This is a genomic window from Weissella paramesenteroides ATCC 33313 (genome assembly GCF_000160575.1).
Classification (GTDB): Bacteria; Bacillota; Bacilli; order Lactobacillales; family Lactobacillaceae; genus Weissella; species Weissella paramesenteroides.
In genome coordinates, this window is the sequence record NZ_GG697130.1 from 54,255 (window position 1) to 74,815 (window position 20,561).

The 20,561-nt window shown below is 39.0% G+C and carries 21 protein-coding genes; 1 reads left to right on the forward strand and 20 read right to left on the reverse strand.

What is annotated here, in order from left to right; translation table 11 throughout:
* Positions 1–4: 4 nt before the first annotated feature.
* The 17 genes from HMPREF0877_RS06150 to HMPREF0877_RS06230 all read right to left on the reverse strand — a co-directional run bounded on the left by HMPREF0877_RS06150 (position 5) and on the right by HMPREF0877_RS06230 (position 18,272).
* Positions 5–4,855, reverse strand: a complete 4,851-nt coding sequence (locus tag HMPREF0877_RS06150) for a phage tail spike protein (RefSeq protein WP_002828424.1) — start codon at positions 4,853–4,855, stop codon at positions 5–7.
* Positions 4,852–5,658: a distal tail protein Dit gene (locus HMPREF0877_RS06155; RefSeq protein ID WP_002828426.1), complete on the reverse strand. Its 807-nt coding sequence runs from the start codon at positions 5,656–5,658 to the stop codon at positions 4,852–4,854. The genes HMPREF0877_RS06150 and HMPREF0877_RS06155 overlap by 4 nt, the downstream gene beginning before the upstream one ends.
* A gap of 18 nt (positions 5,659–5,676) precedes the next feature.
* On the reverse strand, positions 5,677–9,174 hold the full coding sequence (locus tag HMPREF0877_RS06160) for a phage tail tape measure protein (protein WP_002828427.1): 3,498 nt from the start codon (positions 9,172–9,174) through the stop codon (positions 5,677–5,679).
* The gene (locus tag HMPREF0877_RS06165; RefSeq protein ID WP_040760812.1) at positions 9,175–9,489 is read right to left on the reverse strand and encodes a hypothetical protein; all 315 of its coding nucleotides are present in this window, start codon (positions 9,487–9,489) and stop codon (positions 9,175–9,177) included.
* 110 nt (positions 9,490–9,599) lie between these two features.
* Complete coding sequence (locus HMPREF0877_RS06170; RefSeq protein WP_002828430.1) at positions 9,600–9,938, reverse strand: tail assembly chaperone; 339 nt, start codon at positions 9,936–9,938, stop codon at positions 9,600–9,602.
* A 123-nt stretch (positions 9,939–10,061) separates the two neighbouring features.
* Positions 10,062–10,625 carry a phage major tail protein, TP901-1 family gene (locus tag HMPREF0877_RS06175; RefSeq protein WP_002828431.1) on the reverse strand — a complete coding sequence of 188 codons (564 nt, stop codon included), beginning with the start codon at positions 10,623–10,625 and terminating at the stop codon, positions 10,062–10,064.
* 15 nt (positions 10,626–10,640) lie between these two features.
* Positions 10,641–11,036: a gp17 family tail completion protein gene (locus tag HMPREF0877_RS06180; RefSeq protein ID WP_002828432.1), complete on the reverse strand. Its 396-nt coding sequence runs from the start codon at positions 11,034–11,036 to the stop codon at positions 10,641–10,643.
* Entirely contained in the window at positions 11,033–11,407 is a 375-nt protein-coding gene (locus HMPREF0877_RS06185; RefSeq protein WP_002828433.1) for an HK97-gp10 family putative phage morphogenesis protein, read from the reverse strand. The genes HMPREF0877_RS06180 and HMPREF0877_RS06185 overlap by 4 nt, the downstream gene beginning before the upstream one ends.
* Positions 11,397–11,711 carry a hypothetical protein gene (locus HMPREF0877_RS06190; protein ID WP_002828435.1) on the reverse strand — a complete coding sequence of 105 codons (315 nt, stop codon included), beginning with the start codon at positions 11,709–11,711 and terminating at the stop codon, positions 11,397–11,399. Before HMPREF0877_RS06190 ends, HMPREF0877_RS06185 begins: the two co-directional genes overlap by 11 nt.
* Positions 11,712–11,720: 9 nt before the next feature.
* On the reverse strand, positions 11,721–12,065 hold the full coding sequence (locus tag HMPREF0877_RS06195) for a phage head-tail connector protein (protein WP_002828436.1): 345 nt from the start codon (positions 12,063–12,065) through the stop codon (positions 11,721–11,723).
* Between the two features lie 17 nt (positions 12,066–12,082).
* The gene (locus HMPREF0877_RS06200) at positions 12,083–12,364 is read right to left on the reverse strand and encodes a hypothetical protein (RefSeq protein WP_002828437.1); all 282 of its coding nucleotides are present in this window, start codon (positions 12,362–12,364) and stop codon (positions 12,083–12,085) included.
* Between the two features lie 65 nt (positions 12,365–12,429).
* A complete protein-coding gene (locus HMPREF0877_RS06205) occupies positions 12,430–13,257 on the reverse strand; it encodes a N4-gp56 family major capsid protein (RefSeq protein ID WP_002828438.1) in 828 nt (275 codons plus the stop codon).
* Between the two features lie 3 nt (positions 13,258–13,260).
* Positions 13,261–13,857 carry a DUF4355 domain-containing protein gene (locus tag HMPREF0877_RS06210; protein WP_002828439.1) on the reverse strand — a complete coding sequence of 199 codons (597 nt, stop codon included), beginning with the start codon at positions 13,855–13,857 and terminating at the stop codon, positions 13,261–13,263.
* A 167-nt stretch (positions 13,858–14,024) separates the two neighbouring features.
* Positions 14,025–14,990, reverse strand: a complete 966-nt coding sequence (locus HMPREF0877_RS06215; RefSeq protein ID WP_002828440.1) for a minor capsid protein — start codon at positions 14,988–14,990, stop codon at positions 14,025–14,027.
* Positions 14,980–16,473, reverse strand: a complete 1,494-nt coding sequence (locus HMPREF0877_RS06220; protein ID WP_002828441.1) for a phage portal protein — start codon at positions 16,471–16,473, stop codon at positions 14,980–14,982. The genes HMPREF0877_RS06215 and HMPREF0877_RS06220 overlap by 11 nt, the downstream gene beginning before the upstream one ends.
* Positions 16,474–16,483: 10 nt before the next feature.
* A complete protein-coding gene (locus tag HMPREF0877_RS06225; protein WP_002828443.1) occupies positions 16,484–17,773 on the reverse strand; it encodes a PBSX family phage terminase large subunit in 1,290 nt (429 codons plus the stop codon).
* A complete protein-coding gene (locus HMPREF0877_RS06230; protein ID WP_002828445.1) occupies positions 17,766–18,272 on the reverse strand; it encodes a terminase small subunit in 507 nt (168 codons plus the stop codon). Before HMPREF0877_RS06230 ends, HMPREF0877_RS06225 begins: the two co-directional genes overlap by 8 nt.
* Before the next feature lie 178 nt (positions 18,273–18,450).
* On the opposite strand from HMPREF0877_RS06230, the gene HMPREF0877_RS06235 reads away from it, so the two are divergent.
* Positions 18,451–18,660, forward strand: coding sequence for a hypothetical protein (locus HMPREF0877_RS06235; protein ID WP_002828447.1), 210 nt, complete (start codon positions 18,451–18,453; stop codon positions 18,658–18,660).
* A gap of 199 nt (positions 18,661–18,859) precedes the next feature.
* Here the strand turns inward: HMPREF0877_RS06235 and HMPREF0877_RS06240 are convergent, their stop codons facing one another.
* The 3 genes from HMPREF0877_RS06240 to HMPREF0877_RS06250 all read right to left on the reverse strand — a co-directional run bounded on the left by HMPREF0877_RS06240 (position 18,860) and on the right by HMPREF0877_RS06250 (position 20,559).
* A complete protein-coding gene (locus HMPREF0877_RS06240) occupies positions 18,860–19,432 on the reverse strand; it encodes a hypothetical protein (protein ID WP_002828448.1) in 573 nt (190 codons plus the stop codon).
* 576 nt (positions 19,433–20,008) lie between these two features.
* Positions 20,009–20,215 carry a CsbD family protein gene (locus HMPREF0877_RS06245; protein ID WP_002828449.1) on the reverse strand — a complete coding sequence of 69 codons (207 nt, stop codon included), beginning with the start codon at positions 20,213–20,215 and terminating at the stop codon, positions 20,009–20,011.
* Between the two features lie 98 nt (positions 20,216–20,313).
* Positions 20,314–20,559: a GlsB/YeaQ/YmgE family stress response membrane protein gene (locus tag HMPREF0877_RS06250; RefSeq protein ID WP_002828450.1), complete on the reverse strand. Its 246-nt coding sequence runs from the start codon at positions 20,557–20,559 to the stop codon at positions 20,314–20,316.
* Positions 20,560–20,561: the final 2 nt, after the last annotated feature.

Sequence of the window (20,561 nt, forward strand, 5' to 3'; positions counted from 1 at the left end):
TCTCCTAAATATTGTATCCTGCTTTTCTGGCTACATTGGCAAGCGAAACGACGTTATTACCGTGTTTTAAATAAATTTCTTCACTTCCAAATAAGATAGCACCCCCAGATGTTCCCTTATCCGACCCCATCATAGCTGGATAAGTTGTGCCGTTATATACAATTGGTCTAAATTGAAGCGCCTGGTAAGAACCAGGCACATCAAAATGCCCGTGTAGATTCAAATTTCCATACTTTTCCTCATTTCCAAAATGACGAAAATCATCCAACATTGTCCAACCTTGTGGGTAGTTTGTTTGTGATGAAGCATACTGACTATTCCACACTAGTAGGTCTGTAATACCATAACTTGAGTTAGTTATTCCAAACTTTATACCATCACCACCATAAAAATTTTTTCCTCCACCTTTCCAAAAAATATCATCCTTCTTGGTTGTGTGCCAGCCCTTCAAAACAATCGACAAATAGTCAACCGTTGTATTATCAAGACGTAGCCAACCTGTATAACCTATACGCTCAGCGGAATCTGAAGTATAATCGATTTTTCCATTCGAAAGTTCAGTAACCGACCGACCAGTTGTCACAGCAAAACCAGTGTCTGAGATAGCCATATTAGAACTATCTGTAGATACAACCATTCCTGAACTATCAATTTTCACACTAGAGTATGCACTATTCCAGTACGATTTAATAAAGTTCGTAATGTTACCACTTAGGCTGCTGACATCTAGATTAATAACGTTAATCTTTGCTGCATTGATTGTTCCAGTAGTAATATTTGAGGCATTCAAATTTTTGAAGTTACCACCTTTAGCATAAAAATCACCTGTAACAGTTACGTTACCGTCTAAGGTGATTTGCTTACCAACGATACGAGTATTGGATGTGTCACCATTAATACCACTGATTAATTTACCTGAATTGTCTTGAATACCAATTGCCCAGTTATCTTTAAACAGTTGCAAAATGGTATCAGTATTATGGTAGCCACCAGGCATATAAGCCATGGCTGTATTTGTAAATGTCAACATTGGACGAGATAGATAAGCATTTGTTCCTTCACGTGTTTGGAAAGAAACACGTATGTGATGAGCATTTGTAGGAACTGAAACATTTTCCCATTTTTGTGTTTGCCACCCTTTACCTACGGGTGTATCCCATCTTTTATTCACACTACTAATGGTTGACCCATCAGCATTTTTAAATTGAATCCATAAGTTGGCATAATTGTTCATCGTATTGGTAGTTGCGTCCCATGAAATTGAAACAACCGTTCCACCATTATTTCCTGGTAATGCTACATCTTGTTCCAAATAGGCATAATACTTAGTTGTATTCCCATCAACGTTCACGTTTACTGTATTAACACCGACAACTGTTTCTCCATTTCTTAGATAGCTACGATAAAAGTTGCTATTAAAGCCACCAGCTCCGTTATTAGCAACGTTCCAGCCTTGCAAATCTGGTGTAAATTGTGTGTTAAATAAGCGATTTACTTGCGATACACTGGCCATAATACCCTCGGCTGATTGTTCAATAGCTGATTGATAACCAGTCGTTGCCGATTGAATTTGGCTGATAGTGTAATCCTTAGATTGCTGTAAAGTGTTTTTATCACCTGTTGTACGATCCTGAATTTCATCAGTAATTTGATCGGCTAGTTGCGTATGAATTGATTCAACGGTTGCATTGTTATTGTAGTTACTTGGCGTATAAGTACCAATTGTTTTTTCGAATGCAAGCATCGGTTTAGCTAAATAAGCTGTAACTTTTTCTGACGCATAAAACATTACCTGCAACGTTCTGGCACCATCAGGTATCGCCAACCCTTCTATTTTTTGAACTGGCCACTTACCACTTGTGTCTGACCAATCAGCTTGCTTTGCTGTGCCAATAATTTTATTTGATGAATCATAAAATCCCAACGAAACTGTTTGTTTACCAGTCGTACTTGGATTGGTATATGATTGCCAACTTAATGAGACATATCCTCTAGCTCCTGGCGTTGAAGCCAATGTAACGGTCTGTGCAAGTATCGACACTGCAACGTTGTCATTCATTGTATTAAAGCCAACCGTAACTTTATTGACAGTTTGGTCAAAATAGGAACGGTAAGGTGCTTTACCAACACTACTTGTATCCCAACCTTCTAAATCTGGATCGAATTCCGAGTTATTAAGATGGTTGACCTGACCCATACTCTCCACAGTAGTCTGTACACCCTTAGCTGTTTGGATAGCTGTTGTAGCATCAGACTGTGCCTTTGTAGCAACCGTCATACCGTTAGCTGCAAGCGCCGCTGTGGCAGATAGACCATTCTTTGGATCCATTACTAATCCGGTAATGTGGTCGATGCCTAATTCTAATGCTGCGACACGGGTGTTGTTGTTGTAATTTCCTGGGACGTAGTCACCGATGGTATTAGTAAAGCTTACCATTGGCTGGAAGATATAAGCGTTAGTTCCTTCTCTTGTTTCAAAACGAATATCAACTTGTTTGGCATCAATTGGTATTGAAATGTTTTCCCACTTTAAAACGTTGTACTTGTTCAAAGTGCTGTCGTTCCAATTACCCATTGTATTTTTACCAAGAGACACACCGTTTACATCTTGCCACACTAACCAAATATGACAATAATTATCCATTCTTCGAGTGTTGACACGCCATGTTAAAGACATAACATCTGTACTAAGACGTGTGCTTGGCAATAAAATGGTTTGTGATAACCTAGCAAATGTACTAGCATCTGCGTTTACAGTGTTAAATCCAATACCTCGTGAACCATAAGTAGCAAACGATGCATACGGAGCATTACTTCCTTTGTCGGCATATAAAGTCCACCCTTCCAAATCAGGATTAAACTCCGTATTCATCAACTGATTAACTTGCCCTTGCGCATTGGCTTTCGCTTGTAACTCGGTAACAGTCTGCGATATACCATTAATCGTTTGTTGCTGTACAGAATATTTGCCACTTAAATCACCAGTCGTTTTATCGAAGTCAGTCTGACTAACCTTAGAAGTGATCTGATTGTTCAGAGCGTTGATACTTGCGGTGTTCGCAGAAACTTTCTTATCATTTGCTGTTTCATACTTAGCCACATCTGCGGTAACTGCATCAGCAGTCGCTTTAACCTGACCGTACTTCGTGGTTAAGTCACGAGTGACAGTATCAAAATCATTCTGTGAAACTTTACCGGCTAATTCGTTATTAGCTGCAATAATATCAGATTGTGCTTTTGATACTTCTGAACCCAATTCTTGCTTAGCTTTCGCCAATTCTGAATTAGCACTACTTAACGCACTATTAGCTTGTGCCTTAGCGTATGCTGATGCACTGTTTGCCACGGTGTCTGCATGAGCTGACGCACTGTTCGCCATTGATGCTGCATTACTAGAAAACACCGCCCGTTCAACAGCTGCACTACTTAATGCTGCATTAGCTTCTGATTGGAAAACAGCTGCTTCACTGGCACGCACTTCGTCCATAGCAGCTGCTTGTGATTTAGCAGTTTCGATTGTGTCTTCGACAGCCAAGTCTATTTGTTCACTGATATTACTTGAAACCTTTTCAACCCAAATTTCACCATTCCACTCATAAACCACCGTATCACCATTAGGCAGGTACTTAAAAAACGTATCTCCTACTTTTGGATTTTCTGGAGCAACTGTACCAAATGTAACAGGATTACGTCCAACTTGGTTGATAGTCCATTGTGTTTGCTCACTGGCAATCGATTGCGAAGAACTAACACTATTTATTTGTGAAGTGATGTCGTTTGAACTTAAATCGTCACCTAACGATATTTCAGTTTGCGCTGGATCTAGCAAGTCATAATTAACCTCAAACACACGAGTTTTGTAACTTAAATCTCGTTCGCTGTGCATGATTAATACTGTATCACCAAGTGATAAACCGCCAACGTCAGCGACAGTTGCTGAATATTGAATTTTAGGATGGTTGACTGATTGTAATGTCTTGTAAGCTGAATTAATTAACGTATTAACATCATCAATTTCATCGTATGTTTCTAGCAGCAACCGATAGTTACCGTCAATTTGTCCCCATTCAGCATTCGCCGTTGGATCGTACAAAATGATTTCCCCAGCTGGTTTATCCAATGGCTTGCCGGATGATTTTTTCCAAACAGCGTCAGCAATATTCAATCTGCGACCATAGCCATCGGGTGTTGATGCATCCTTATCACCATCAGTCTCAACACCTTTACCACGAGGTAGTATAGCCGTGTAAATACCTGAAGTATCGCTCTGCCGTTCAATAGTCAGCAAGTTAGATCCCTTGGCAAATACCTTAGATGTATCTTCTCCTTGGCGTGCCAAATAGTCCATATAACGACCACTAATCGCATTACCTTCTATTTCTACATAGAATACAATCTCACCACCTAACAGGTCTACAACGTTACTTATTGCCGTTAAATGGTCCGTGTAATAAAAATTAGTTTTAGCAGTACCAGCCACATTGACGTTGTTCAGTTCCCAATTAGATTCATTGAGTGCTATCTCCATTAAGGTCTTAGCATCAGTTTCTGCTGGTCGTTTGTCTTCGATATAACCATAAGTAGCGAGCTCCTGATAAGCCAGTTCGTAGGCTGAATAATCAATCATATCAGCGTTATCCGTACGCTCTGTTAAGCGCAACATTACAAACTTGCTATCATCTAATGGATGCGGTACAGCAACAAATTTAGCGCTACTAGATAATGATTTATTCGCTGGTAATGAAAATTCAAACGTTGTCGCTGTATTTATCTTAAAATCAAGATGACCAGCCGTTAAATCTTCATTGGTTAGTACCTTAATAATCTTTTGTTTATTATCAAAAATGTAAATCATAGTACTTTCACCTTATACGACAACGATATTGAGCTGGCTTGCGTACTAGCAATTTTTGTACCGTTTTTAATTTTAGCTTCAAAAATATCACTGTTGTTAATATCAATCGTTGAATTGACTAACCTTTTAACATTGGTACTGGGTTTCAATTCAGTAATTGTTTTCGCCTTGTAATCAATGGTGTATATGTTACCTGCTTCAAAAGAACCAGTGAGTGTTAATGTATAACTACCAACAGTCAACAAAATTTTAGAAACGTCAGCGCTATTAGTTAAAACAATTGTGTCAAAACCTTGTGCATAACTTAGTGTTTTATCTGAAATGGTAATTGCATTCATACCAGATAAGTTCTTAGTTGCACCATACTTGTAAGGATCAGACATCGTAATTTCAAACACACCTGTCGTTGATAAACGACCAGGATTATCTAATACATTAGATGTCACGGTTCCGTATCGTGTGTAATCAGGTTCATCGGCAAATTTAAAAGCGACCTCATTGCCTTGGAGATAATTGTTTAAACTATCATTCAAGACATTGAAGTCGCTATTTGTTTTAGCAGCTACCATGTATTTCACATTAATCTTATTTGATTCTATCCGTGACGATAGGAATAAATCACCATCAAACAATCCAGTAGCTGTTGACACTGAACGAGTAAAATTCGAACGTCCCTCAACATTGAGAGTTTGGTAACCCACTAATTCACTGTCCAATTTATGACCATTGAACGTGATAGATTCACTTGGCAACGATAGTGCGGATGTTCCAACAGTCAAATCTGTAAATTCATATAAGCTCAATTCGTCCCCTCCTTTCTATTAAAGTTGCACACTATTATTTCTCTTTAATAGTGCTGTCTTTCCTTGTTGATTATTAATATCAGCAACGTATGCTGTGTAACCGTGCTTATCGAAGCCAATTGTAATATTTGCTGGTTGTGTGTTGTTAGTCTGGTCTAGTGTCATTACACCATTGTATGATCCCGATAAATTAGTATTTAACGAGTTAATAGGTGCACTAATTGCATCAGTAGCCAAATTGCCAATACCGTTTGCGGCACTAACAACTGATCTATTCATAGATCCAATACCATTGACAAACCCTTCGGTTACATAACCACCAATTCCAAAGAACACTCGTGACGGTGAATGTATCTTCAAATTTCTACGTGCAGCGGCTGCAGCAGATGCAGCTACAGATGCAGCGGCGGCCATTACTGAACCACGTTGTGCCAAAATTCCGTTGACCATTCCAGCGGCTGCATAACCACCAGCTGATGAAAATTCACCTCTGGCACTTCTTGCTGAACTAGCAGCGCTTCTCATTGCAGAACTTACGGCAGAACGCAAGCTAGTCATTCTTGAACGAACAGCCGAAACCATACCACTGGCTGCAGATGATGCTGCTGATTTCATACTATTAAAGCCACTCGTAACAGATGATTTGGCTGAACTGATTGAACTTCTAATTGATGAACCAACGTTTTTGAACCCACTCGAAATAGATGATTTTATAGCACTCATTGATGAAGACACCCTAGATTGCAAACTAGAAAAACTAGAATTTGCACTCGATGTGAAGCTAGATATTGTACTTCTAGCCGAACTTGCTGTGGAAGAAAATCCTGAAATAGCGCTTTTAGCTGAACCAACATGTCCCTTCATAGTAGCAAAGTTATTATCCATTGAAACAACAGCGGATGACAAAGATTTAATTTTTCCACCTACTAATGCGACCGCTACCCCCATTGCTGTTAAAGCTGCAGCACCAGCCGCAATACCAACTGCTCCTGCAACCATAGCTACTCCAGCAGCAGCTAATTTAGCTAAATTAGTCGCAAGCGTTCCAGTGGGCTTTGATGCCGATGTCACAGCTGTTCCAAACATTGAAACGCCTGTCGCAGCAACAACAATTCCTGTACCAATCAATGTAATGGCAGCTCCTGCAATTAAACCAGCAGCTCCTAATGCTGTAAGTCCAGCAGCAGCAACCACTGCTCCTGCGCCAAATACCACTGCTCCAGCTCCTGCAACAGTTAATCCTGCGCCTAAAACAACCATAGATGCACCAGCAGCAACAGCACTGACTGACAATGCTAAAATGGCTACCGAAGCTGACAAACCATATGTAGCTATCATTGGTAGTGATGATCCTACAATTGTTAATGACACGCCAAATAGTGTCGTTGCAGCAGCAACAACGCCAACAGCTAGTCCCAAAGCTGCAATCGCAACAGAGAACAAAGTAACACCTACTGCGGCTGCCGTTATGGCCACACTTGCTGCCAATATAGCCACTGATAATGCAGCAATTCCAACTGCAGCGATTAATGAAGCTGCACCGAATGCAGCAATTGCTACTGATAATGCCAGTATAGCCACACTCGCACTAAGTCCATAAGTTGCGATAAGTGGTAATTGAGTAGCTAATAATCCTAAACCAGCGGATGCAATTGCAATTGCAGTTCCAATAGCTAACATAGCGACACCTACTGCAACTACAGCGACACTAAAGGCAGCTAATCCAACAACATTGGCTGTTAATACTGGTGCGAGCAAGGCAAATACAGCTACAATTGCAATAATTGCGACGGTCATAGCAGCAATCACTAGTAAACCAGCTGTTCCTGTGCCTGCTAGAGCAGTGAACGATGCTGCCATTAAGGCAATTCCAGCAGCTGCAATTGCAACACCTACACCAATTGCTACTACTGCAGCACCAAATGCTAAAATGCCAACTGCACCTGCTGTCAAACTCGAAGCGCACAAGGCAACTATGACTACTAATGCGCCAACAGCAATTGTAATAGCAGCTAATGTAGCAATCCCTTGTGAACCTGTCTCGGCTAATTTAGCTATTCCCATTGCCATAACACCAATACCAGCAGCTGCGGCACCTATTCCGATACCAATACCAGCCGCTTTAACCCCCATACCAGCTAATTGACTGCCAGTTTTACCAGCTAGAGGTCCAACTGTCTTGGTGGCTTTCCCAAAGCTACTAATTGCCTTTATCGGTGCTGCAAATGCAGTAACAAGCTTACCAATTCCCAAAGCCAAACCACCAAATACTAACAATACACCAGCAATAACTGGCGACCATGCAATCAAGCCTTTGATGAATGAAGCCATTGGTGACTTAGATGTTTGCAACCAAGTCGCAAAATCTCCTACTGCGTTAGCCACTGCTTTAATTTGTGGTGCAATAGAACCAATAGATGTTTTGATAAGTGCATCAAACGCATCCAACATCTGATCAATCGCTTGACCAACGTTTTTAGTCATATTTTGTGAGTTGTCAGTTAGATACTTATTGGCTTTTGCAGTTGAACCAGCGGCTTTATCAATAGAAGAGCTAAAACTATCCCAGCCTTTACCTGACTTCTTAGCTTTAGAACCAACACTATCAATCAAAGGCGCGATCGCTTTGGCACCAGCAGCACCAAACAGTGTATTTAATGCTGCTGTCTTTTGCGCACCACTCATTTCTTTAGTTGCTTTAGCAGTATCTTGAATAATTTGCTTTAATGGTTTCATATTACCTTGCTGATCAGTATATGAAAGTCCTAATTGTTCCATAGTAGCTTTAGCAGCTTTTGAAGGTTTAACCATTTGCGATAATGCATGATTTAAGTCCTGTGAAGCTTGTGCTGCAGGAATACCGGCGTTTGTCATCAAACCAGCAGCAATTCCAACATCTTTAAGACTGAATCCCATATTTTTGGCAGTTGTACCAACGTTGGCAAACACCTGTCCCATGTCACCAATAGTTGCATTAGAGCGGTTTGCAACCACAGCTAATATAGCTGAATCTTTAGCAGCATTTTTAGCACCACCACCCCAAATGTTCATAGCTTGTTGAACGGTTGTGGCAGTTGCCGTCATATCTTCTCCAGATACAGCAGCAGCTTTAGCAATAGCTGGGAATTCTTTCTTTAATTCACCAACAGAAGCACCATTACGTGCCATTTCGACCATGGCTTGTGCAGCATCATCAGCTGATACGGGCAATGTTTTACCAAGTGATAAGGCTACTTTTTCAAGGCCTTTCATATCACCACTCAAAGACTTGTTACTTGAACCACCAATAACAGCAGCTTGATTGATGCTATCTTGAAAATCACCATATGATTTAATTGATTTAGCAGCGAACAATCCAACTGCAGCACCGACAACTGTCGTTGCTTTTCCAACTGCAGCTAATGATTTACCAGAACGCTGTTGAAGTGTCTGTGTGGAATCGGCAGCCTCTTTAAAAGCACTGCTAAAGCCTTTATCAACTGCAGATAGCACAGCTTGCACTGAATAACTTTCCATTTAGTTCCCTCCTTTCCTCTTTTGTTTTAACTCTTGTAGCTTTTCAAAACGTTCCTGAATCAACTGCTGTTCTCTCTTTTTCGTTATGAACTTAGAAGTGTAATCAGGTTCAAATTGTGCTCGTATTTCATCTTCTTGTTCTTCAGTGTTATAAAATTCTTTAAAGTTCTTGTAACGTGGCTTAGGGTGTTTATCACTCCCTTTTGTAGCTTGAACTGTTTGATTAAACCAAGCTTGCATAGCAATGTCTTCACGCCTTAACGTCTGCTTAATTGCGTAAGCTTCCATAGCCAATTGATATTCAGGCAGCGTCATTGTTTCTATCTCGTACATTTGCGATATAGAAAAACCTAGACGAGTTAAGCAGTTTAATACAATTTCGTGATACGTTTGTTCACTAGTTTTGTTTTCCTGCTTTTCATCGTCTAGGCTTTGGCGTTTTTTAGCGCCACCTTAATAGCGTTAGCTTGTGACATTTCCTTGATAACATCATCAAATAGTTTTTCAAGGTCATCTTCATAGTTATCAATAAAATCATCTACGTCATCTTGTGATGGACGAAATGCATTATTGGTTGAAGCAGCAGAATAAATAACATCTGCCAGTACAGCCGGATCCGCCGCATTCAGTGAAGGAATTGACTTAGTTAATCCCATACCAAAAGATGCACCGTTTAAATCAAGTCCTGCTACCTTATCCAATTCACGTACAAACTTAACACCGAATTTCAAATCTACTTGCTTACCATTGATCTTGATTTGCATTATATTAATTCCTTTCGTCAAAGCCGCCCCAATAGGTATTGTGCATTTATCGGCGACAACATTTTATTTATCCAATAACTGCCCGATCAGCTTCACCTTGTCCGACTATATTAGCCGTCGGGTCTACACTTTTGGGTCTTCAGCTACGCCGTTATCAGTATCTTTCCAAGCAGTACCACCACCAGTAGCATCTTCTTCTGTAACCGCATCCAAACCACGGAAGACATAATCCACATCATTTTGTTGTGCAGTTGTTAGCTTAGTCCAACCGTGCTTTGGTGTACCATCAACGGAAAATGACACGTCACGAGTTGAGTTATCATCAGCATCATTATCGTTTGAATCTTCTGATACATGACCTTGCATGTACCATGCTTCATATTCACCAGACGCATTAGAACGATCCATGCGAACAATTTCCATATCCATTAGTTCGTCATCAAAGATTGCTTGCAATAATTCATCAGAAACTGCTGCCGTGTTGTTAATGAACTCGACCTCTAAATCAGTTTCAATTGATGATGAAGTATTTACCGCTCCATCTTTTGTTGCTGTTGAGTCACTATCCCGACTAGGGTCAAATGTTAGTGACGTTTGATAAGGTACTAACTGCATCTCTTTAGTTGCCGCATCAGCATGCTTGCGGGCAAATAATACAGACTTAACACCTTGTAATGTTTTAACCATCTTTTGTTCTCCTTTTTATATAATAGTTAGTTCTAATTTAATTGTTGCTCGTTGATACGTTGTGTTTGGTACAGATGTGTCGATCGACATCTCCAAATTTTGTTGATTAGTTTGACCATAGAATGTATATTCATCTGTCTTCATATATCCAATACCCAAATTGTAGACATAGTCGGCAATATCACTCACAACTTTGCGTTGTTTCTTACTTCCCCATACGTCAATCGTTAAGAATACATGGTCATTGCGTGAATACTTTGTCATTGCGCTGGTTTGCTGTGTCGCACCCATAACAACAATCGGATATTTAACGGGTTCGTCCTCTAATGGTAGATAATCATATACCGTATAACCTTGACTAATTAACAAGCCAAACACTGTATCAAACAACTTCTTTTGTGGACTTGTCATTTGATTAGATTCTCCAAATCTGACTTGAATTTTGTTTTTTGACTATTGAAAGTAGGTTCAAGTAACGGTTCAGCAGCCATGAATCGAGTTCCTTTTTCTGTATATGGATTATATTTCATGCCCATACCAGTTGTTCCACTCATACCGCCATTTTCAAATGAAACACCAATACTTTTCTTTGTATCACCAGTCGAATACGGTTTTCCGTGTTTATCCCTTTTGGTATACGTGCTTGAAGCTTTAGCCATTGCCGTTTGTTGCATTTGAGTTGTATTTCGTTTAACAACGCTAACGATTTTATCTTTAGATACACGTTCCAAAAGTCCTTTTTGTAGTTTACCCATACCATTCAGCTTATAATTAATTGCCATTCATCTCACCTACAATTAATGTATTATTTTTCAATGGTTGGCGTGTTGTAATCGGCTTATATTTCACTTCTAAGCCGTTTACGGTAAGGTATGACCATTTATACTCAATCGAATTTATAAGCCGTATAACTAGCGTTTTAGTAGCTATATCACCAAAGTTTTGTACGCTAGTGTCAGTACCACTTTCAGTCACATTAGCAATCTCTTCATCAACCAAAGTGACACTACCTACATAATCACCAATTTTTGGATCATAGTGACTTTCTGATTCTGAATAAAATTGAATATTATCGTTAAATCGCATATTTACCCCCTAAATAAACAAAAAAGCGCCGGAATTATTATCCTTAACGCTGTTTTCATCTTTCCAGTTGGCAATATCATTTGCGAACTCATCAAAATCGTTCGTACTGAACGTAATACTCTGTCCTTCTTGAGAATATGAACTCATACCCTCATTAGCTAGGCGATTATATCGCTTTACAGACACTTCAAGCAGGATAAAGTCTAATTCAGTGGGAATGTTATCATCAACCTTTAAACCCAATTTAAACGACAATGCTTGTTTTGTATTTTTAATAATAAGATTGAGAATTTTATCACGCTTAGTATCATCTTGCTTGATTTGCAGCATGGTTTTTAGATCATTTAGTTCCATGTCTGCCTCCTATTTGGTTATTCTGCAGTAGATACAGTAATGTCTAGTGTGGAGTTATCAGACAAGGTAGCCGTACCACCAGTTACTTTACCTTCTGCGTCGACTGTTAAGGAAATTGCTTTAACTGACTTACCGTCAGCACCAGCTTTACCAGTAGCCCCTGTATCTCCCCTTGCACCAGCTGCGCCGTCTTTACCAGCTGGCCCTACTTGTTCGTTTTGAACACCATTTTCTAGTGCGTTCAATCGTTCAGCAGTAATCGTGTCACCACTATTCCATGCATGAGCTGTATAAGCCATAAATATACTCCTTTCAATCTATCTAAATTACCTTGCTGTTGCACTGCCTACTTCAGCCGTGCCGACTAGGCTTCTGCTTTTTTTGCAACCACTACCTTAGTAGGATCGTATAAGTAAGCCACATAATGCTCATCAGCTGTTAGAACTGTCGTCTTAGTAATGATATTGCGGTCTGTTTCAACAGAAGCTGACTTCTTCATAATTAACTTAATAGCTGGTGAAGTAGCGTTTACCTTAATAAAGATTGCTTGTCCTGCGGTAACCTTGTTTGATTCGATGATTTGTACACCAAGCACTTCAAACTTAGTACCATTTACCAATGCGTTAGCTGATACTTCTGATCCAGTACCCTCATTACGAGCTGCCTTACGCAAAGCTGCTGCATCAGCTGGTGACATAACTGCAACGACTGGTGAATCATCGTCATCACTATTTGTTGCAAAAACAGTCAAAGCTGATTGCACCATGTCAGAAGTTGCAGCAAAATCGACTGATTGTGTAGCCGTCAAGGCAGCTGCCAAAATATCATTATCAACCTTGTTGGCAATAGATAACCCTAATTGCTTAGTTGACTCACCAACTGGATCACCATATCCTGACAAAACAGCTTCATCAGTGATTTCAGTACCCTTAGCTGCTTTCTTAACGGTTGCGCTGGTAGTTGATGTACCTAGCTTATCCAATGGAATAGGTGCACCTTCAGCAACATCCTGTGCGTCACCAATATAAGTGAATGCTGGGAATGTCAATGTATTTCCTGCTGTACCTTGTAATGTGTTATCAATGCTTGCTAATGGTGTGAAGCGCATTGCGTTCTTAAATTCATATGAAACAATTGGTGCTAAGACTTGTGGATTCACCAAGTCTGCTAGTTTTGTTAATGTATCTGCCATTTTTTATGCCTCCGTAAGCTTATTAAATAGTTCTTTGTTTTGTGCAAATAAAGTTGCACGTTCCGCTGCTGTCATAGCGTCAAACTCCTTCTTGTCAATATCATCACCAAATTGAGTTGCCCCATTCTGTGGTGACTTTTGACGCAAACGTTTTGTGATGCCGTCGTTAATACCTTGTTGAACAGCTTGTTGTAAACCGTCAACCACATTTGAAATCTTATCTGCATCACCAAGCTCAACTAAGTAATCAGCTAAATCAGTTGGTAATTCACGCTCTTTCAAAGTTGAAGCAACTGTAACTTTTAATTCTCGTTGGTTAAGCTCATGTTCCTTATCCTCAAGTTCTTTAAGCCGTTGCTTTGCTTCCTCTTGTGCTTTTTGTTCGGCACTCATTTGAGCCAAACGTTCACCTTCAGATTTTCCTTTTTCAAGTGCATCATTCAGCTTCTTTTCAAACTCAGCCTGTTGCTTTTCCAATGCCTTTGCAGCATGTTTATCCATCAGACGATCTAATTCACTTTGCGTCAGTGTCTTAGGTTCATCTGGCTGATTTTGCTTTTCTTGTTCAGTTGATTCATTATTATTTACTTCTTCTGCCACGATAACATCTCCTTTTAGTTAGTCCATACACGTTAATTAGCGCTTATATTGCCCCATGCACGATTTAACCCACACACGACAACGCTAACAACCCATACACGCTATATAACAGCCTTTTAATGTCATGCTTAGGACAAAATAAAAACACCAACAATTTAATGTGGTGTTTAATCAGTTCTTTCGTAATATCCAGCTAAACTACAGCGACAATTTGGGTGTGCTGGATAATTTGGTACATTATCTAATTTGTAAATACCTTCACTCCGCTTACCACCTTCTGAAATGCCGACACATGTACGACAAGCGCCACTTTCAATAAGCCATTTAACATATTCAATGCCGTTTTCTTTGTAGCTATCTATCTGTGCCTGACCAATAATACGTGTACGCTCTGTTCTAGCTAAGCGTTCAGTGACATATTTTGCATTGTCTTTAAAGTCACCGGTGACTAAATCTCTTAATTGTCTAGCTGCGACATTAGCATTTTGCCCTTGTAACACATTATTAGTTAGTAACACATCCAATCTAGCTTTTAGTTCATCTGTATTCTGCCAAATGCGGTCGCTGAATGTCGCACCATCAATTTGCGCTGACACAATCTTAAATATTTTGTCTGCCTTAGTTGCTTTAGAAGCTACTGCCACTGACGCACCTAAAATACCAGCTTGACGTACTTTTTCATCAATATACTGTTGATTTAATTGCTTTTGCAAATCAACGTCAACTTCAACACCAGCTTTAATCAGTGATAGGGCAACCTCTGCTTTCAGATATTCCAATCGATTAATACGCATGGTTGCATTGTAAATCTTCATACGTTCGTTAGCTTGTGCTGTAAAGTCGTTTCTGCCAACTGTCTTACCTAGTTCTTTGCGTAACTGATTGGCATACTTAACGAGCGCCTTAGCCTCACGTTCATAAGCCTTAATATCAGCATTAGTCACTTTATTCTTACTAATTCCTGATAATTGTAGATGTGCGTATTCGGCTTCAATCTTCTTGTTGATGTCATCAATCGCATTATCATAATGTTCTGTAATATCATCAACATTAGTGGCTTTTTCCATATAGGTTTGTTCTTGCTTAAGACGCTTCTCCCAGTATTCAGAGGTCTGCTTAGGTCTATTCGCCATCGTCCTCATCTCCCTTTTCGGCATCTAGTTGTACGCCATAATCAGCTCTAGACTGTTGTCTTTGGTTAGATTGTTCCTCTGATAACTGATCAATAATTTCACTAGGATCAGTCACATTTGGTAAGAATTGATACAAATATTCTTGTGGCAATGTCGCGCCAGCTTGAACAATTTGTGCAACCGTAGCCACATCATCAACGGGCATGTTATCCGTAAACGTGAAGTGAATCTCATTTGGTTCAACTTTCATACCACTAGCTGATAAGTCTTCCAGCTGTTTAATGATTATGTATCGCTGACGCAATCCAGTTTCAAATGCTTTACGTTTAGTGCTTGCTAACTCAATCGTTCCTAATACTTTATACTTCATTGCAACGCCACTCGCATTACCAGCGAAGTTTTCATCAGTTAAGTCAGGCGTATGTGAGAACTTATGAATATCATGAGCCAGCCTATCCTTGTATGATTCTGTACCAGTCACATCATATTCTTTATGAATATAATCAGCGTCAACGTTTGTCTGTTGACCCGTCATTGAAATTCCAGACTTCAACAGCAACATGTTAGCCGATTTCATGGACTTTAATATTTCCATTTGGTCTTTAGCTAATTTGACAGCTGCATCTTCATCAGTAGGGTCAATACCATTCATCATATTTGAGCCTTGTAGTAATGTATCAATATCGCCCTTGATGACAAGCATTGCATCATTCAAATCAGTCATGTAGTTGGCTGTATCAGATTGTGCTGCATCATACAAATCAATCAGCGGAATAACGTTCTCAAAGTCGCCAATTCTAAACTTATTATTTTTATACTCAATCATTGGAAATGCGTATAATTCAAACGTGTCAGCTGGTACAAGATACCCATCAATAGTCGTTGGTTGATAGTTGACATATTCGTTTTCAGTCCATGTTTCAATACGATATTCATTTGAAATAGCGGTGTCATCAATAGTATCAATCAAATGGTACCGTACTGCCATGATTGGTTGTGGCTCAACATCTAGTGAATAGATGACAAACGTTTCTAATGGGCTTAGAGCAACGCTGTGCTCGATGTCATCTTCACCACGATAAATATACTCATAAGCACGTCCAAAACGTGTCATATCCAAAAATAAGTCACTATTAATATCATCAAAACTATTGGTATCTTCAATAATATCAAGCCTAGTATCATCATCGTGCTTGACCGTTATTGCATTACCAACACTAAATGACGTTTGAAAATCTGCGATATATTTACCAAATGAATGTACTGCTCGATGATCTGACTTGCCCTCATCAATACGACGGGTATCTTGTTCTAAAATACCAACGTTCAAGCCTTTATAATATTCATCTAGTTTTTCAAGTCGTGGTCTCTGATATTGATTATGATGTTTAACAAACTGCATGATACGTTTTGGTGTCAGATTTTCTAATTCATCTTGATAGATTAAATTAGCTTTCTGATTATCGCTAAATATCTGTTTCATCGCTCCTCCTTTATAGTCCTAAATTCTTGACGGCTTGCGCACGTTCTTGATAGCTCATGTAGTGATTATTTGCAACAAACATATATTGCTCCATTGCGTATCGTAGGGCATCGATAGCGTGGTTGTTTTCATCTTTTGGCTTATTCAACCAATTGCCCAGCTTATCCTTGTCATAAACGTAAGTGTTCATTTCACTTAATAGTCCTTGAACCCTCGGGTGGATAACATAGTGATAGCTTTGCATGTATTGCACACCTTGAATGACACTGTCTTTCCCCTTGCCAGCTGTCCTTAGATTAGGGACGTTGTAAACACTTGCTAATTCAGTCGTTAAGCGCTGTTCTGCACTATCAGCAGTAATTGGTAACCCATAAGCTTTATGCTTCGCTAATGACTGCGCAATTGCTTGCGTAAGCATACCTTGTTGATAGAACTCATCATACACATACACAATTCTGTTCCTTTGGTCGATTGCCATGAACTCACCCGCAGTCGGATCGTGTTTGAAACCAAAGTCCAATCCAACTGATTTAGGCAGCTTAGCAATCTCTTCCATGCTGAAGTCTCGTTGCTCAAATAAACCGTCAAAGACAAGCCCTTCTGATATTCCCCAGTCGCCATATACAGCCACTTTGGCACGGTTTGGGTTACGAATAACCATTTCTTCCATGCTGTCGATAAAGTCTTGGTTCAAATGGTGGTTATTTTTGTAAGTCGTTGTGAAAGATAAGACATGATTACGCCTTGTATCAGCGTCAAAGAATTCCCGTTTAAGCCAGTGTCTATCACTCCACGGATTAAATGTAATGACATGCTGATAAAAGCCACCAGCAGGCAATTCACCACGCATAGATTCAATCACAGTTTGAAATGATTCATCACTCTTTAACTCGTAAGCTTCTTCCCACCAACTACGGCATATCTTACCCACCGTGGTTGTGATAGAAGTAATTTTTAATGGGTCGTCCATTGAACGAAAGAACACCTTTTGCTGTGTTGGTTTATATGTGATTTCCAATGGGCTAACCGTGAATTTAAAATAATCATCTAGTCCCATATAGTGAACAGCCCACTTGATAATCGCAAACGTACTATCTTTTTGTGTGTTTTGAAACTGTCGCACTACCAGCCAATTAACATAGGGATAACGTAATATATCAATCACAACTTTAAATGCAGTCGCTACTGACTTACCACTGGCACGAGCACCTTTCAATGCAATGTACTGTTGCTTAGATGTGTACAGTTTGTAATAAGCTGGATCAACCATTTTAGGGACATCAACAATCAATTTATTCATCGTTGTTATCCTCCTGTTCTGGCATTACTATACTTACTTCTATGCTGCTATTCTGTTCATCTGACAGTTCACGCTTCGCATGCGCTTCTGCAATATCAGCTTCAGCAGTCAGCTTGCGCAATTGTTGTTTTGCCACTTGGTCATTGTCTGGATAGCGTTTCAATATCTCTTTGGCTGCGCTTATCCGCGTTTTAACATCAGGCTCTTTCTCAACCTCTTCAGCGCCCATTGGCGTGCCGATAACAACCGTTTCTTTCACATCACCTCTAACTACACTAGTTAGGAATTCAACGGCTTCTTTGGCGGTCATAATGCGGTTATTTTCAATGGTCCGCATACGCTCATCTATGTAACTTTTAATGTCAAGTTTTGTCAAGTTTTGTTGTGCAATAGTTCTAGCTGTTCTCTTGCTATAACCCGCTTTAATCGCTGCTTGTGTAGCATTACCTGACTTGATGTATTCATCTGCAAAGCGCTTCTGTTTCTCCGTCAGTTTCATCACATATCACCCACCTCGCTTTTTCTTTTGCGCATCATTAGTTTTCTTTTTCTTATTATCAATCGTGCCGATAATCTTATCTTCTAATCGGCGATACCATTGGCTACTCATCTACATACCGTACTCCTTTGTATAATTTATTTGTGCTATACTCTTCATAGTTAAATGGAGGCAGGTTATGTTGGAAATTATTATTGATATTTTAGAATTTGTTATGTTCATTTCTGCTATTGGTACTTTTGTTGTTTTAAAGCCATTATTTAAAACGTTTACAAAGTCTCAAAAAGTATGGACAATTATTTTCGTTACATCATCGGTTATCCTATTCTTAATGACAAATATTCCTGATTTTATTAAAGGTTTTACAGATGGCATTAACGGTAAATAATTGGTCACTCACACCATCATTGAAGATGGTGTTTTTTATATTCTCATATCAACGCCCCTTTTCAGTGCAAAATAAAAAGGCAACAATCGTTTGATTGCTACCTGATATTACTTATCTAACTTTCCGTGTTTATAACCAATAGAATACGCACTTATTGATAGTGAAATAATACCTATGAGTAGAGCAATCATTGAAACTATCATTTTTTATCCTCCATTTCTTTAATGGCCAACTTGTCACCATTTTCATATAAATCTTTATGTTGAACTAATTCAGTTTTGTCTCTTTCTAAAATCTTATTCGTAATACTATATCCATATCTAAAATTATTACGTGTAGCTTCTTGGGAATTTAATTTTTCTGAATTATTAATTTTTTTACTTGTATCCTCTCTCATGGCATCAACGTATGAATTTATCATAGTTATGACTGTATTTAAATCCTCACGATACACCTGATAATTAATTGCATCATCTTTAGGAAGCGTTGTAGGATCTATAGATTTGATTGTTGCTAAATTTTGGTGCAAACTTTCCAACTGAATTTCAAGTTGCCCATAATCTAGCGTACCGTCAGTGACATTAGCCACCTTATAATTCATAAGATACAAATCGTACATGCCTAATTTTGCAGAATTAATAAGAACCTGATGCGTATTATCACTGTACCGTGTGCTTTGTTGCCATTGATAACTTGCACTAAGTCCAGCAATCACAATTGAAATTCCCGAAAGAATTAGTGCGCCATAATCAATCCATTTTTTATCAGACATTTTGTCTACTCCCCTTATATATTTATCAATTGATTATACAATATAGGGACGCCAAAATAAAAAGGCTACCCGATTGGATAACCTTTTATAATTATGTATCTGATGAGTATCGAACTCATTTATTACTAAACCTGAATCTTTCATCTCACAGAATGGAGATCAACAATTTACTGCATTACCTAATATGCTACAAATACGTGCCTATTTGCTCAACCTAATCAACATTAATAGATGGACTATCTTATAACAATCATATAATTAATCGTTAGTAGCCTCTCTAAGCAAATAAGCTTAATAAGATTAACTATATCATAATGAACATGATAATACAAATATTTTCAAGTTTATGCAAGCGGTTAGGATTTGCACCTATATTTTCGTTACATCATCGATTATCTTATTCTTAATGACAAATATTCCTGATTTTATTAAAGGTTTTACAGATGGCATTAACGGTAAATAATTGGTCACTCACACCATCATTGAAGATGGTGTTTTTTATATTCTCATATCAACACTCCTTTTCAGTGCAAAATAAAAAGGCAACAATCTTCTGACTGTTACCTTAATTAGTAATTACTTTTTAAGCTTTTCCTTAATATCTTCAGCTACGTCTTCTACTGATTCCTTAGCATCTGAAAGCTTTTCCTTTGCCTTACCTAAAATCCCTTGGGCCTTACCTTCTGCCTTCCGTGATTCATTTCCGGTAGCCTTACCTTCAACTTCTTTAGCTTTACCAGCCACTTTGTCCTTGGTACTATCAAATTTATCTTCTAAAGCCATATCTAAATTCCCCCTATAAATACTTTCTCGAAAAAATTTCAACAAAAAGATAATCCATCAAATAATTGTATATGTCTAAAATATTCAGACAAAACAGTTTATTTCTTTGCTCTAATGCCAAAAATTGCTGAAATAATAAGCACCAGAATAACAGCACCAATAATTGAAGGGATAAGTGCCATGCCTGCTAGTGAGGGTCCCCAAGTTCCAAGAAGGCCTTGACCAATCCATGCACCAACTAACCCCGCAACAATATTTGCAATCCATCCCATAGCAGCTCCACGATTCGTAATTGCTCCAGCAATTGCCCCAATGATAGCTCCTACAATCAATGACCAAATCATAA

Bases quoted from the DNA above. Each gene is read 5' to 3' on its own strand.
- HMPREF0877_RS06150 (WP_002828424.1), bottom strand. From the start codon at position 4,855: ATGATTTACATTTTTGATAATAAACAAAAGATTATTAAGGTACTAACC.
- HMPREF0877_RS06160 (WP_002828427.1), bottom strand. From the start codon at position 9,174: ATGGAAAGTTATTCAGTGCAAGCTGTGCTATCTGCAGTTGATAAAGGC.
- HMPREF0877_RS06165 (WP_040760812.1), bottom strand. From the start codon at position 9,489: ATGACGCTGCCTGAATATCAATTGGCTATGGAAGCTTACGCAATTAAG.
- HMPREF0877_RS06170 (WP_002828430.1), bottom strand. From the start codon at position 9,938: ATGCAAATCAAGATCAATGGTAAGCAAGTAGATTTGAAATTCGGTGTT.
- HMPREF0877_RS06175 (WP_002828431.1), bottom strand. From the start codon at position 10,625: ATGGTTAAAACATTACAAGGTGTTAAGTCTGTATTATTTGCCCGCAAG.
- HMPREF0877_RS06180 (WP_002828432.1), bottom strand. From the start codon at position 11,036: ATGACAAGTCCACAAAAGAAGTTGTTTGATACAGTGTTTGGCTTGTTA.
- HMPREF0877_RS06185 (WP_002828433.1), bottom strand. From the start codon at position 11,407: ATGGCAATTAATTATAAGCTGAATGGTATGGGTAAACTACAAAAAGGA.
- HMPREF0877_RS06190 (WP_002828435.1), bottom strand. From the start codon at position 11,711: ATGCGATTTAACGATAATATTCAATTTTATTCAGAATCAGAAAGTCAC.
- HMPREF0877_RS06195 (WP_002828436.1), bottom strand. From the start codon at position 12,065: ATGGAACTAAATGATCTAAAAACCATGCTGCAAATCAAGCAAGATGAT.
- HMPREF0877_RS06200 (WP_002828437.1), bottom strand. From the start codon at position 12,364: ATGGCTTATACAGCTCATGCATGGAATAGTGGTGACACGATTACTGCT.
- HMPREF0877_RS06205 (WP_002828438.1), bottom strand. From the start codon at position 13,257: ATGGCAGATACATTAACAAAACTAGCAGACTTGGTGAATCCACAAGTC.
- HMPREF0877_RS06215 (WP_002828440.1), bottom strand. From the start codon at position 14,990: ATGGCGAATAGACCTAAGCAGACCTCTGAATACTGGGAGAAGCGTCTT.
- HMPREF0877_RS06220 (WP_002828441.1), bottom strand. From the start codon at position 16,473: ATGAAACAGATATTTAGCGATAATCAGAAAGCTAATTTAATCTATCAA.
- HMPREF0877_RS06225 (WP_002828443.1), bottom strand. From the start codon at position 17,773: ATGAATAAATTGATTGTTGATGTCCCTAAAATGGTTGATCCAGCTTAT.
- HMPREF0877_RS06230 (WP_002828445.1), bottom strand. From the start codon at position 18,272: ATGAAACTGACGGAGAAACAGAAGCGCTTTGCAGATGAATACATCAAG.
- HMPREF0877_RS06235 (WP_002828447.1), top strand. From the start codon at position 18,451: ATGTTGGAAATTATTATTGATATTTTAGAATTTGTTATGTTCATTTCT.
- HMPREF0877_RS06240 (WP_002828448.1), bottom strand. From the start codon at position 19,432: ATGTCTGATAAAAAATGGATTGATTATGGCGCACTAATTCTTTCGGGA.
- HMPREF0877_RS06245 (WP_002828449.1), bottom strand. From the start codon at position 20,215: ATGGCTTTAGAAGATAAATTTGATAGTACCAAGGACAAAGTGGCTGGT.
- HMPREF0877_RS06250 (WP_002828450.1), bottom strand. From the start codon at position 20,559: ATGATTTGGTCATTGATTGTAGGAGCTATCATTGGGGCAATTGCTGGA.